Origin of the sequence: Paenibacillus sp. MMS20-IR301 (genome assembly GCF_032302195.1) — a bacterium.
In the GTDB taxonomy this organism is placed as follows: domain Bacteria; phylum Bacillota; class Bacilli; order Paenibacillales; family Paenibacillaceae; genus Paenibacillus_AQ.
Genome location: NZ_CP135275.1, coordinates 719940 through 732832, shown reverse-complemented (window position 1 = coordinate 732832; position 12893 = coordinate 719940). Strand labels below are relative to the sequence as shown.

General features: G+C 52.8%; 12 protein-coding genes. 6 read left to right on the top strand and 6 right to left on the bottom strand.

Annotation, left to right across the window (positions count from 1 at the left end; translation table 11 throughout):
* Positions 1 to 5: 5 nt before the first annotated feature.
* On the bottom strand, positions 6 to 1772 hold the full coding sequence (locus tag LOS79_RS02945) for an L-fucose isomerase (RefSeq protein ID WP_315416153.1): 1767 nt from the start codon (positions 1770 to 1772) through the stop codon (positions 6 to 8).
* Between the two features lie 341 nt (positions 1773 to 2113).
* On the opposite strand from LOS79_RS02945, the gene LOS79_RS02940 reads away from it, so the two are divergent.
* Positions 2114 to 2884, top strand: a complete 771-nt coding sequence (locus LOS79_RS02940; protein ID WP_315416151.1) for a DeoR/GlpR family DNA-binding transcription regulator — start codon at positions 2114 to 2116, stop codon at positions 2882 to 2884.
* A 5-nt stretch (positions 2885 to 2889) separates the two neighbouring features.
* Here LOS79_RS02940 and LOS79_RS02935 read toward each other — a convergent pair whose 3' ends face one another.
* A complete protein-coding gene (locus LOS79_RS02935; RefSeq protein ID WP_315416149.1) occupies positions 2890 to 3720 on the bottom strand; it encodes an MBL fold metallo-hydrolase in 831 nt (276 codons plus the stop codon).
* 204 nt (positions 3721 to 3924) lie between these two features.
* On the opposite strand from LOS79_RS02935, the gene LOS79_RS02930 reads away from it, so the two are divergent.
* On the top strand, positions 3925 to 5862 hold the full coding sequence (locus LOS79_RS02930; RefSeq protein ID WP_315416148.1) for an NAD(+) synthase: 1938 nt from the start codon (positions 3925 to 3927) through the stop codon (positions 5860 to 5862).
* A 172-nt stretch (positions 5863 to 6034) separates the two neighbouring features.
* On the opposite strand, the gene LOS79_RS02925 is transcribed toward LOS79_RS02930, so the two are convergent.
* From LOS79_RS02925 to LOS79_RS02915, 3 genes are all read right to left on the bottom strand, one after another.
* A complete protein-coding gene (locus LOS79_RS02925) occupies positions 6035 to 6472 on the bottom strand; it encodes a GreA/GreB family elongation factor (RefSeq protein WP_315416146.1) in 438 nt (145 codons plus the stop codon).
* Positions 6473 to 6633: 161 nt separating this feature from the next.
* Entirely contained in the window at positions 6634 to 7539 is a 906-nt protein-coding gene (locus LOS79_RS02920; RefSeq protein ID WP_315416145.1) for a methyltransferase domain-containing protein, read from the bottom strand.
* 209 nt (positions 7540 to 7748) lie between these two features.
* Positions 7749 to 8159 (bottom strand): RrF2 family transcriptional regulator, encoded by a 411-nt coding sequence (locus LOS79_RS02915; RefSeq protein WP_315416144.1) that lies wholly within the window; start codon positions 8157 to 8159, stop codon positions 7749 to 7751.
* A 361-nt stretch (positions 8160 to 8520) separates the two neighbouring features.
* Here LOS79_RS02915 and LOS79_RS02910 point away from each other — a divergent pair, with 361 nt between their 5' ends.
* The gene (locus LOS79_RS02910; RefSeq protein WP_315416142.1) at positions 8521 to 9900 is read left to right on the top strand and encodes a GntP family permease; all 1380 of its coding nucleotides are present in this window, start codon (positions 8521 to 8523) and stop codon (positions 9898 to 9900) included.
* A gap of 26 nt (positions 9901 to 9926) precedes the next feature.
* Positions 9927 to 10712: a 3-hydroxybutyrate dehydrogenase gene (locus LOS79_RS02905; RefSeq protein WP_315416141.1), complete on the top strand. Its 786-nt coding sequence runs from the start codon at positions 9927 to 9929 to the stop codon at positions 10710 to 10712.
* Between the two features lie 58 nt (positions 10713 to 10770).
* On the opposite strand, the gene LOS79_RS02900 is transcribed toward LOS79_RS02905, so the two are convergent.
* The gene (locus tag LOS79_RS02900) at positions 10771 to 11271 is read right to left on the bottom strand and encodes a hypothetical protein (RefSeq protein ID WP_315416140.1); all 501 of its coding nucleotides are present in this window, start codon (positions 11269 to 11271) and stop codon (positions 10771 to 10773) included.
* Positions 11272 to 11733: 462 nt separating this feature from the next.
* Between LOS79_RS02900 and LOS79_RS02895 the strand changes: the two genes are divergently transcribed.
* Together LOS79_RS02895 and LOS79_RS02890 are read left to right on the top strand one after the other, a co-directional pair.
* Positions 11734 to 12204 carry a GNAT family N-acetyltransferase gene (locus tag LOS79_RS02895; protein ID WP_315416138.1) on the top strand — a complete coding sequence of 157 codons (471 nt, stop codon included), beginning with the start codon at positions 11734 to 11736 and terminating at the stop codon, positions 12202 to 12204.
* Between the two features lie 292 nt (positions 12205 to 12496).
* Positions 12497 to 12892, top strand: coding sequence for a GntR family transcriptional regulator (locus LOS79_RS02890; RefSeq protein WP_315416136.1), 396 nt, complete (start codon positions 12497 to 12499; stop codon positions 12890 to 12892).
* Position 12893: the final 1 nt, after the last annotated feature.

The following is a 12893-nucleotide window of genomic DNA, read 5'->3' as shown; positions in this document are numbered from 1 at the left end:
AAGATTTAGTAGAGCGGCCCGAAGTTCCGGCAGGCTCTGTAATCGGCGCTTTCCAGATCCTCTGTACCGAAGAGCGACCAGACACGCGGCCGGAATATCCGGGAATCCTCCACATTATGCATGCTGACCGGAATGCGCAGGATCGAGGCCAGGGTAATCAGATCGGCACCAATATGCCCGTAGCTGATCGCTCCATGGTTCGCGCCCCAGTTGTTCATTACATCATAGACGGACTGGAACGAGCCTTTGCCGGTCAGCTTTGGTGCGAACCAGGTGGTCGGCCAGGTAGGATCGGTCCGCTGGTCCAGCGTATCATGCACAGCCTCCGGCAGCTCCACCGTGAAGCCTTCAACCAGCTGAAGCACGGGTCCAAGACCCTTGACCAGATTGAGCCGGGCCATAGTAACCGGCATTCCGCCTTTGGTCAAATAGTCGGTGGAGAAGCCGCCCCCGCGGAAATATTCCTGCGAGGCCGGGCGGAACTGGGTCGCCGCCACACAGGCAGCTGCCTCTTCGTCAGTAATCTCCCAGAACGGCTTGATCGCCGGCTGGCCGCCCTTGCTCTGCTCTCCGGTTCCGTCCAGCGCGGCTGAACCGGAATTGATCAGATGCAGCAGACCGCCCGCCGCAGCTCCCTCCAGCTCATGGCCGGTAACCCGTTTCACAGCAGCCGGACTCCAGAAGGTGCGGACATCGGCGAAGATCTGCGCCGTATTCGTCAGCAGATAATTGAACAGCATGGTGACCCCGTTCAGGCTGTCATTCTCGGTGGCGACCATATAAGGCGCCCGTCTGCCATTCCAGTCGAACGAGGAATTCAGGATCGTCTCCATGAAATCCCCGTTCGGGAAATGGTCTGTCCATTGCCGCTGGCCCTGGAAGCCGCCGAGCAGTGCATTATGGCCATTCGCCTCTTCCTCGAAGCCCAGCTTCGCAAGCGTTGGATTGCCGGTCATCAGATCGCGGGCAATCAGCGCCATTTTCACACAAGTCTCCCACTGCTCTTCCTTAACTTCCTCGCTAAGCTGCAGATGCTGCGGGTTATTATCCGCGCCAACCCGGCAGTTGTCCTTCACCCAGGCCAGTGCGCGCGCGAATTCCTCCGGATCATAGATGCCTTCCTCAAATCTCCGGACAAATTCAGACATATCGATATATTCATTGCGCATGCCAAGATACTCCTGGAAGAACTGCTCGTTCACGATCGAACCGGCAATCCCCATCGAGACCGAGCCCATGGACAGATAGGATTTCCCTTTCATTATTGCTGCCGCCAGCCCGGACTTTGCGAATTGCAGCAGCTTGGACTGCACATCCGCCGGAATTTCTTCACTGCTCGACTCCTGCACATCCTCACCGTAGATGCCGAAGGCCGGAATGCCCTTTTGCGCATAAGCCGAGAGCACTGCCGCCAGATATACCGCCCCGGGGCGCTCCGTTCCATTAAATCCCCAGACCGCATGCGGGATGGAGGCATCCATATCCATCGTCTCCGACCCGTAACACCAGCAAGGGGTTACCGTAATCGACACGCCTACCCCTGCTCCTGCGAATTTCTGTGCTGCTGCTGCCGCTTCCTTCACCCCGCCGATGGTTGAATCGGCAATGATACATTCCACATGCGACCCGTCCGGATAAAATAAATGCTCCTGCAAAAACGCCGCCACACGCTGTGCCATGCCCATGGTCTGGACCTCCAGCGATTCCCGCACCCCGCGTCTTCTGCCGTCAATCGTCGGCCGGATACCAATCTTCGGATAATTTGCTGTCACTGCTGTTCCTCCCCGGAATTCATAAATAAATGAATAATTTCATTACTGCTGAACGGAGTTGAAGCTATGGATTAGTAAGCGTTGTCAAATATGCTGCACTACAAGCCCCTGCTTGTGGTCCAGGCTACGCCGGCCAATCCTTTTCTACTTCATCATAGATTTCAAGACTCATAAAGTCAACACTATTCCACACTTTAATTAGTTTTATATGTGGTTTTGTGTGATATTATCGAAATAATTGTGGTATTATTACGGATATGAAGCTTTAACCTTGACAGCAAGTTGTAGTACACTAGTAGTTACGATGATAAAGAAAGATCAAATCAAGGGTGGTCAAAGTGATGAAGGCATTTGAACGGCGGGATCTGGTAATCAATGAGCTCTACAGGCATAAGAAGGTTCACGTTGCCGATCTGGCGCAGAAATTTGGTGTATCGGAGGAGACCATCCGGCGCGATCTGGACCGGCTCGATAAGGAGGGTATTGCCAAAAAGAATTACGGCGGGGCCATCCTGAATGCCCATACCAATGAAGACCCGTCCTACTCCCACAGGCACCAGGTCAATATTGAAGCGAAGCGGCTGATTGCCGCAAGTCTCCTTGAGCTGATCAATGACGGGGACAGTGTGATGACTGACACAAGCACGACGGCTTTTGAAGGCTTACGGCGGATGGTGGAGGACAAAAAAAATCTGACAATCATCACCAACTCACTGGCGGTATTGTCAGAGTTTCAGCATTCCGGGCAGAAGCTTATTTCCACAGGGGGGATTCTGGGGCCGGAGACCAGCTCCTTTGTAGGGCCGACTGCCTCGCAGACGATTCTGAAATATAATGTGGATGTCGCCATCTTCAGCTGCAAGGCGCTCTCCATGACCGGCGGGCTCAGCGATTCGAACGAAGCGGAGACCGAGCTGAAGGTGCTGATGCAGCAGCAGGCGAACAAGGTGGTGCTGCTTGCCGATCACTCCAAGTTTGACCGGATCGCCTTCATCCGGCTGTTCAGCTTCGACAAGGTCGATTACATCGTTACTGATCAGCAGCCGTCTGCGGAATGGATCGATTTCCTGAGTAAATATCAGGTGTCTCTGCTCTATCCTGCGTCCCAGTAACCTAATTATCTCTTAAAAGCCTGCGCGGACACATATACGAACCGTTCTGCTCTGGCCATCATATGGAACTTCTGCTCCGGGAAATTCCGGTACAGGTAATCAACGAAATATCCCGGATTCTCAGCATTCCCGGCGAACAGGTCATAATGCAGCGGAATGACAGTCTCAAATCCGCTGGTCGCGGCAAACTCAGCCGCCTCCCGGTAATTCATGTTGCCGACAATACCTCGGCTGTTCCGGTAATAATCCCGGCCGTTAATCGGCAGCAGGGCAAGGTCGATATTCCGGCTGCGGGTCTCCTCGATCAGCTCCGGGAACAGCACCGTATCTCCGGAATGGTACAGGGTAACCCCGTTCAGCTGCAGGATGTAGCCGACATACCTCGGCTGGCCCGCTTCATCAAGCTCAAGCTCCTCATGAGCCGCCGCTACAGGAATCACCTGCAGTCCGGGCACAAGCTCCGTCTCTTCAGCGGGTAACGCTGCCATGAGCTGCTGCTTCCGGATGCCCAGCTCCTGCAGACGCTCCAGGCAGACCGCCGGTGCCATGAACTGTGCTGCAGGATTGCCTGCGGCCATTATAGGCAAGCCTGCTTCATCCAGATGATCCGAGTGATCGTGGGTGATGAGGCAGACCTCCATATTCGTTATCTCTTCCGGTGTTACAGGAGGCGGGAAGCTCCGGTCCGGGTCCGGTGATACGTATGGATCAATATAGACCGTTACATCCGCGCCCTTGATAATGACGCTGGCCTGTCCCAGAAACCAGACCGCCAGGCAGCCGTAAGGCACCACGGTAGCGTTAATCTCTCCGATTAGTTCTTTTCCTTTAAACACAGCAGTAATCCTCCTTATCCTAGATTCCACTTCCAACTATCCGTTTCTGTATTTCGTACTATTAAATAGAGCATATCCATATATTCTATACCCGCCAGCCGGCAAATGGAAGCGCTTCTGCAAATCGCTGCTTGTTACCAATGGCATTTCATGGGTACAATTATTAGATAGAAAGTGTACCTCAATAAAGGATAGGTGAACTGAATGCAGAATTACGGATTCGCACGGGTGGCCGCTGCTTCCCCTGAACTGCGGGTGGCTGACTGCGCGTTTAATGCGGAACAGATTATTAAAGTTATACATGAGGCTGACCAGCAGGAGGTAGAGTATCTGGTGCTCCCCGAGCTGTGCATTACGGGGTATACCTGTGCAGATTTGTTTCTGCAGCCGAAGCTGCAGGAGGCCGCGCTGGAGGCTCTGCTCCGGATTACGGCTGCCACAGCTGAGCATAAGATGATCGTCATTGCCGGGCTGCCGGTCTCTATCAAGAGCCGGCTGTTCAACTGCGCGGCAGTCCTCCAGCAGGGCCGGATTCTCGGCATTGTCGTGAAGACCTGCATTCCCGGTTATAGCGAATTCTACGAGCCGCGCTGGTTCGCCGGCGCCGAAGAGCTGGAAGTGACCGAGCTGCGGATCGGCGGCAGCGCCGTACCTGTCGGCAATGATCTGATTTTTGCCTGTGAGAGTAACGGAAATATATCCTTTGGCGTGGAGATCTGCGAGGATCTCTGGGTACCTGTTCCGCCAAGCAGTCTGCTGGCCCAAGCCGGAGCGACGCTGCTGTTCAACCCGTCCGCCAGCAACGAGCTGGTCGGCAAAGCCGACTACCGCCGCCAGCTGGTTACCAGCCAGTCCGCATCCTGCGTAGCCGGATATGTGTATGCCAGCTGTAATACCGGCGAGTCGACAACGGATGTTGTCTTCGGCGGGCACTCCCTGATCGCTGAGAACGGCCAGCTGCTGGCCGAGTCCGAACGTTTCACTCATGAGAGCCGGATGATCACGGCCGATATCGACCTGCCGCGGGTCCAGTATTCCCGCACGGTGATGGGCACCTTCCGCGCCGGCAAGGGCGGCCGCAACTACCGGGAGCTGCTCTACACTTCGCCGGTCCGCGATAACAGCCGGCGTGAGCTGAAGCGCGCTATCAGCATGAATCCGTTCGTGCCGGGCAATCCGCTGCAGCGTGATGAACGCTGCCGGGAGATCCTCTCGATTCAAACCTCCGGCCTGATGAAGCGCATCCGCCATATCGGCACCAAGCAGGCAGTGATTGGTATATCCGGCGGCCTGGATTCGACGCTTGCCCTCCTGGTCGCTGTGCGGGCGATGGAGCTGCTCGGCCGTCCGGCCAGCGATGTGCTGGCCGTCACCATGCCGGGCTTCGGCACGACGAACCGGACCTACGACAATGCCGTCGGCCTGATCAAGGCACTTGGCGCTCAGCTATTGGTCGTGGATATCAAGGCGAGCTGTCTCCAGCACTTCGAGGATATCGGCCACGACAAAGATGTGCATGATCTGACCTATGAGAATGTCCAAGCCCGCGAGCGTACACAGATTCTGATGGATCTGGCCAACAAGAACGGCGGCATCGTCATCGGCACCGGCGATTTGTCGGAGCTCGCGCTTGGCTGGTGTACCTATAACGGTGACCATATGTCGATGTACAGCGTGAACTCGGGCATTCCGAAGACGCTGATCCAATATGTCGTGGCCTGGTACGCGGACCACGAGGCCGATGAGACCGTCAATAAATTCCTCTACAGCATCATCGAGACCGGAATCAGCCCGGAGCTGCTGCCGCCTTCGGCGACCGGCGAGATTGTCCAGCTGACCGAGAATATTCTGGGACCTTACATTGTGCATGACTTCTTCCTGTATTACATGCTGCGTACGGGTGCTTCTCCCGGCAAAATGCTCTACCTCGCCCGGCATGCTTTCGGCGAGGCGTATCCGAAGGAGCAGCTTGTATCCTGGCTGAAGGTGTTCATCACCCGCTTCTTCACCCAGCAGTTCAAGCGCTCCTGCCTGCCGGACGGACCGAAGGTCGGGACGGTCAGCCTCTCGCCGCGCGGCGACTGGCGTATGCCGAGCGATGCTTCCGCCGCCCTATGGCTTCGTGAAGTAGAGGAGCTGTAAATCTTATCCCAGCAGCAACAGGCGTCCCCTGTCATCTTAGAGACTGCGACGAAATAAAGCACCGCTAATTTGCCGGCAAAACTCCCAAAACCGTGGAGATTTTGCCAACAATAGCTGGTACTAATTTCCTCGCAGCTCCTTAGAATGACGGGAGACGCCTGTTTTCATTGTACTAGGCTATTCCTGCATATACATTATCCAGAATCAGCACCTCATCACTGCCAAACGGGGTTTGGATCGTGACGGTATCTCCGGGACAGGCCAGGAGCAGTCCCCGGCCCATCGGGGACCAGATGGAGATGCAGAATTCATCCAGCTCAGCTTCACCCGGAATCACAATCCGGTATGCATCCTTCAGCGTTTCCTGGCCGATCTGCAGGGAGACGAAGGAGCCGGCTAGAACCATTGAACGTTCAAGCCCGCTGTTGTCTCCGGCCAGAATTTGCTCCACCGCTGCCTGATATCTCTTGATTAAGTCCTGAATCTCTGAGCGCTCCGCCGCTGACTCCCAGGCCATCCGGTCCAGGATGGTGAAGCGGTGCTCATCCAGATACACCAGCTGCTGCACCAGCTCCTCGCGCAGTGAAATCGTACCGGTACTACGGCTCATAGTAGATTTCACCCACTTTCCTCATCAGGTCATGCTCGAAAATATGCTTGCTCATTGCCCTCAGTCCTCCCGGATAATAAAATAGATCCCGCGCAGGGATCTACTCTATGATAACATCTTTGGCGGGAAAGACAATCTCCAGAATACCGGCTGCGGACCGGTTACTTGCTCACGGCGGATGCCCTGCTGTACATATTCAGCTCCTGCAGCTTAATCAGCACCTTGCCGAACCGCCCTCCCTGGCGGACTACCACCTTCTGCTCCGGGTAAGTCGTGTGTAAATATTCTGTAATAATCTTCCGGGTTGTCTCCGTATCATTCAAATGATGCAAAGGCAGCATTTCCATCACTTCGTTAAGCGCCGCCTCTATGGACAACTCCTTGCTTTTCGTTTCCCGGGTCACAATAGATTCATAGGTGTAACCCTTCAAATACAGCAGCTGCAGCAGGTACGCCATATCTGAAGATTCTGCATGCACCTCCCGGCCGGTCAGCAGCGGCAGCACCTCATTCATCAGGCCATGCTCCTGCACACCAGCCGACATGCTGATGTAGCAGTATTGCCGTGCACAGCTAATGACTTTCTCCGCACTCTCCCAGTCAAATACCGCCGGACACATGGATACAAATACGAGATCGAAGGCGTTCAGCCAGCCTTTTGCCGCAATATCGATATGCTCAAACGCTTCGCTCACCAGCTCCACCTGGCCCGGGGCAGCTCCCGCAGTATTTTGCCGGAACAGCTCAGCTAATGGAACATTAGGCTCTACCGCCGTAACCTTAGCCCCCCGCTCGATAAAAGGAACTGTGAAGCCGCCTGAGGCCGCACCTATATCAAGAACCGTCAGTCCGGCAAAATCCACTCCCTGCCCTTCCATCCAGCTGATAATCCGTTCACTTCTGGCTTTTCCTCCGCTGCTGAATACCTCTTCATTAAACACCTTGGCCTTATGGTCGAAGCTGTGGTGCGGGTCCATCCCCATGGCCTTGAACTTATTGCTCATTGCCTTGGGATCTTCCTTCCAGGCGGTCTCCCATACCTGCGGGTCAAATAATCCGTTACTCATTAATAATCAATCCTCTCTTGTTAAGTTCATAACCGTTTATTGCTATAAAATCATCTCCTTCGCAGACTTAACAGACTGTTAATATCCGCGAAAAGGCCTGAGATCCCACCGCCCCATATATATAAATCCCGACAGAAACAGCTGCACCCTCCTTGCCAGGGACGACAGCGTTTCTGTCAGCAAGTTACGCTCTCTTTGGCTGCTGCACATTAGGCGTGATTCAGGTGCTCTGCCATTTTTCCGGCCAGCTCGGAGATCATTTTGTTCTTCAGGTAATCCTCCATCTGCCCTTCGGCCTTCACCATCTCCTGCTGGATCAGACACTCACTGGGGTGGTCCAGCGTACAGTCGAACAGGGATGCCGTACCTTCAATTGCATGGATGATGTCCAGGAAGGAGATTTCCTCCTGCCTGCGCCGCAGACGGTACCCGCCATTCGCACCTGATGCAGACTCGATCAGCCCCGCCTTCACCAGCTTCGTCAAAATCTTGGACAGATACGTAGGCGATACGCCCTGCTTCTCCGCCAGCTGCTGCACGTTAGCGGGCTTATCCGGAGTGAAGGCTACCAGGTATAGCATCGTATGCAGCGCATAATTCGTTGCCTTAGAATACTTCATGTCTTGCACCCCCTTAGATCAGCAGAATAAAAAACGCCTTTGTATTACAGACTTTATTTATCTATAATAGCCTTAATGCAAAAATAATGCAAGCAGCAAAAAAATCAGCTTCTGCCTAAACTGCAGCCCGCCGGATATTCTCCTGCTTATCCATAAAATTTTTTCATGGATCTCATGCACCGACTGAATTTTACGCCTGGAAGATGCTGTTGTACACTTTGTATGTAAGCGTTACCAACAAACCAGTAACCTGCGCGCACAAGGTTGGAAGGGACGAAAGCATATTTAATATTTTCTGGACCAGAGCTACGGTTATCGTTAAGAAAAGGTCTTGGTTACACATCTATTGAGGGGGGTTCACATGGTTATTCAGGTTTTAGCCATCGTTCTGGCGCTTGGCCTGCTGATGTTCTTCGCTTACCGGGGATTTCCGGTTATCGTTTTTGCACCGATTTTCACACTGCTTGCGGTAGTCATTTCAGGGGTCGCCCTGATGCCGAGCTACACCGAAGTATACATGCTGAATGCGGCGAACTACGTTAAAAACTTTTTCCCGATCTTCCTTCTGGGAGCTATATTCGGTAAAATGATGGAGCTAAGCGGCGCTGCCTCTTCCATCGCCCAGACGATCGTCAAAGCACTCGGCTCCAAGCGGGCTATGCTGGCTGTGGTACTCGCCTGCTCCGTACTGACTTATGGCGGTGTGTCGCTGTTCGTCGTAGCCTTCGCAGTCTATCCGTTCGCAGTAGCAATCTTCCGTGAAGCAGATATTCCGAAACGGCTTATTCCCGGAACGATTGCCCTTGGCGCCTTCACTTATACGATGGATGCCCTCCCGGGTACGCCGCAGATTCAAAACATTATCCCGACCACTTATTTCGGAACTGATGCCTATGCCGCCCCGCTCGTCGGTATCATCGGGGCACTGATCGTCTTCATCGGCGGCCTGTGGTGGTTGGAGCGCCGGCGCAAGCAGGCTGCTGCTAACGGCGAAGGTTATGGCGCTAATCATAAAAACGAGCCGGAAGTGCTGGAGAACGCCAAATATCCGAATATCTGGATCTCCGTTCTGCCGCTTGTGCTGGTGCTCGTCTTCAACTTTGTTCTTAGCAGAACCTCCATGTCCGTAACGAACTGGTACAGCAGCGAGCTGCTGGAAACCTTCAATATCGCCAATGTCAAAACCGTGTCGTCCAGCTGGTCGCTGATCATCGCCCTCTGTATCGGGGTTATCGCTGCAGGCTGCATCAATATCCGCCAGGTTAAAGGCAAAATGGCTGCCGGTCTTACCGCCGCTGCCATGGGCTCCCTGCTCGCTATCTTCAATACCGCATCTGAAGTCGGCTTCGGCAATGTTGTGAAAACGCTGCCAGGCTTCAAATCCATTCAGGAATGGATCATGAACATCAGTGATCATCCGCTGATCTCGGAAGCGTTGTCCGTGAACATTCTCGCCGGGGTTACCGGCTCCGCCTCAGGCGGTTTGTCCATCGCCCTGGAAGTTATGGGCAAAACCTATATGACCATGGCAGATACGCTCGGCATCAGCCCGGAGCTGCTGCACAGAATTGCTTCTATGGCCTCCGGCGGGATGGATACCCTACCGCATAACGGTGCCGTCATTACCCTGCTCGCGATTACGGGACTTACCCATAAGCAATCCTATAAAGATATCTTTGCCATCACTTGTTTGAAAACGCTCGCCGTCTTCACTCTTGCCATCGTTCTGTCGATATTCTAATTCATCCATATGGAGGTTTTGCTGAAATGAGCCGATTTTTGGAGAATAAAGTAGCTTTCGTTACCGGTGCTGCCAGTGGTATCGGTCTGGAAATTGCCCGCAAGTTCGCACACGAAGGTGCCAAAGTGGTTATCTCCGATGTACGCGAGGAGCAATCCGTAGCTGCTGCCGAAGAGCTGAAGTCCCAGGGCTATGAAGCCTATGGCCTTAGATGTGACGTTACCCGGGAAGATGAATATGGCGCGGCAATTGCCAAAGCCAAAGAGGTCTACGGAAGACTGGACATTCTGGTGAACAACGCAGGACTGCAGCATGTGTCGCCGATTGAAGATTTCCCGGTGGAAAAGTTTGAGTTCATGCTGAAGGTGATGCTGACCGGCGCCTTTATCGGCATCAAGCATGCCTTCCCGATTATGAAGGAACAAGGCTACGGCCGCATCATCAACATGGCCTCGATCAACGGCGTCATCGGCTTTGCCGGCAAAGCTGCCTATAACAGTGCCAAACACGGCCTGATCGGGCTGACCAAGGTCGCCGCGCTGGAAGGTGCCGCCCACGGCATTACGGTGAACGCGCTCTGTCCGGGTTATGTGGATACACCGCTTGTCCGCGGACAGCTGGAGGATCTGGCCAGAACCCGCAATGTGCCGCTCGAGAGCGTACTCGAAGAAGTGATCTATCCGCTCGTTCCGCAGAAGCGCCTGCTGGCGGTTGAAGAAATCGCCGACTACGCCATGCTGATTGCCAGCGAACGCCTGAAAGGCGTCACCGGCTCCACCCTGCTGATCGACGGCGGGTATACGGCGCAATAAGAACAGCGCCCAGAATGATTAAAGCAGCGGTTCTCCGGTTAGCCGGGGGGGCCGCTGCTTATTGTTGTAACTGCTCAAGCTCTCTGGTAACTGTTTCGTATCTGTTTATGCCTTGGACAATTTCCATATAAAAGTAAAGTACATAGTTATTCAAATATCGAAGCTGCAGAAGAGAGATTTGATTCGTTAAAATTTCAGCGTTAATACCCGTTAAAAGTTTGGAAACATAATCGAAATAACCATAAAAAAAGTCAGGCGATGTTTGCATTAACGGTTGAATGGATATGTAATACTGATCAAAATACTCCCGTAAGGTAACGATTCGATTGTCGAAAAAGTTAGTCAGCATTTGGATATATTCGATAGTCTGATCGTCTAAATTGATCTTTATTTCCTCAGCCGGCAGCTCCATTTCATACATGGCTTCCACATTCAATAACAAAATTCTTAATAGACGCCTGTTTAACATCACCCACTGAACATCAAAAGATACGTATTCAAATAACGGCTGGTAAAATCTTAACTCTCTTTCTAATTCAGTTATTTTATTTGTTCTCATTCTGTTTTTGAAGAAGTTAAACACCTCCTGAATGGAGTAATTGTACTTTGTGCAACAGAACCTTCCCCACCCTCATTCTACCGAAGCCCGGAGTCTGCTTATCGCCAACGGACACAGGAGCTCTTATTTCGAATACTACTCGATTTTTCGCAGGCCAACGGACACCATGGACGTTATTTGCTGATTTTTAATGAAAAAGGGCTCTGCGGAGAGGAAATAACGGCGCTGTGGTCCGTTAGCTTGGCGAAAAGGCCGAAAAACGGAAAATAAAGGCTGTACGGTCCGTAAGGACCAGAATGGGAACAAAAATCATCAAAACTAAGCAGTGAACGTAAATCCAGCTGCATTCCCAGATTAAGAACCGGCACTATACCTGGTTCGATCCTCACTTCCCTTCTAAAAGGTTATCCTATCATCTTTATGCTCCGGGTTATAGTAGAATAATCAAAAGGAGGCTTGAACGTGGAGAATAAAAAACCCTTATCCCCCTCATCTGAACTAATCATCAGAAATGCAGTTCTTGACGACGCGGATACGCTGCGCGTGATCTTCCGTTCTGCATCGCTGTCTGCCGAAGGCGGCTGTGAGCTAGCCGCTGCCCATCCTGAATGGTTCGTGTGGGACGACAGCATGCTGCCGTTCGTACGTGTCGCTGTAGTGGACAGCCTGATTGCCGGCTTTGCCTCGGCATACCCGGCAGGCGGCTTCCTGGAACTTGAGGATCTGTTCACTGATCCTGCCCGGATGCGCCAAGGCGTCGCAAGCGCACTGGTCGCTGACCTTACACAGCACGGGCTGCCCATTGAGGTAACAGCCAACAGGCAGGCGCTAAGCTTTTATGAATCCGCCGGCTTCGTTACTACCGGTGTCATTGAGACGCCCGGAGGACCGGCACCGCGGATGCGGCTTGATGTCACAGCCACCTCGCTGTAAACTCAAAAAAGCAAAGCGCCAGTTAAAAAATTGGTGCTTTGCTTTTTTATATTCAGTTATTCACCGGAATTTCTTTGCCGAAGAAGATTTCGCCTCCTACTAATCAACACGATTGATGAACCCATAATATCTCACAATTCAATATTTTTTTGGATATGTTCATATGGAATTATTTTCAACTGAATCTTGCGCGGACTTAAATATATATGTTATACATGTAATATAACAAATGCAATTTAACATGTATTACCATCCGATTAGATTTCTTACAACATTACAAGGAGGGATATTCGTGTTCATAGAGCTTGATCTGCAGTCGGACACCCCCATTTACACGCAGCTGGTTGACCAGATCGTCGAAGGGATCGCCTCCGGCGCTTTGCGGCCCGGGGATCCGCTTCCGTCGATCCGCAGCCTGGCAGAGGATCTCGGGATCAATCTCCATACTGTCAACAAAGCCTACAATTTGCTCAAACAGGAGGGCCTGCTTCAAGTGCACCGGAAAAAGGGCGTTATCGTTCAGCCGGACGGGATGCCCGGTGTAACAGAGGTGTTCGAGGACAAGCTCCGGCGGCAGCTGAGGTCCCTTGCGGCAGCGGCTGCCGTAAGGGGCATGGCCGAAGAGGTTTTTGCCCAGCAGAGCAGATCCGTGTACCGGGATATCATTACGATTCGAGGAGGGGAATAAC

What these genes read in the sequence shown, in the direction of transcription:
- LOS79_RS02940 (WP_315416151.1), top strand. Translation starts at nt 2,114, where the DNA reads ATGAAGGCATTTGAACGGCGGGATCTGGTAATCAATGAGCTCTACAGG.
- LOS79_RS02930 (WP_315416148.1), top strand. Translation starts at nt 3,925, where the DNA reads ATGCAGAATTACGGATTCGCACGGGTGGCCGCTGCTTCCCCTGAACTG.
- LOS79_RS02925 (WP_315416146.1), bottom strand. Translation starts at nt 6,472, where the DNA reads ATGAGCCGTAGTACCGGTACGATTTCACTGCGCGAGGAGCTGGTGCAG.
- LOS79_RS02920 (WP_315416145.1), bottom strand. Translation starts at nt 7,539, where the DNA reads ATGAGTAACGGATTATTTGACCCGCAGGTATGGGAGACCGCCTGGAAG.
- LOS79_RS02915 (WP_315416144.1), bottom strand. Translation starts at nt 8,159, where the DNA reads ATGAAGTATTCTAAGGCAACGAATTATGCGCTGCATACGATGCTATAC.
- LOS79_RS02910 (WP_315416142.1), top strand. Translation starts at nt 8,521, where the DNA reads ATGGTTATTCAGGTTTTAGCCATCGTTCTGGCGCTTGGCCTGCTGATG.
- LOS79_RS02905 (WP_315416141.1), top strand. Translation starts at nt 9,927, where the DNA reads ATGAGCCGATTTTTGGAGAATAAAGTAGCTTTCGTTACCGGTGCTGCC.
- LOS79_RS02900 (WP_315416140.1), bottom strand. Translation starts at nt 11,271, where the DNA reads ATGAGAACAAATAAAATAACTGAATTAGAAAGAGAGTTAAGATTTTAC.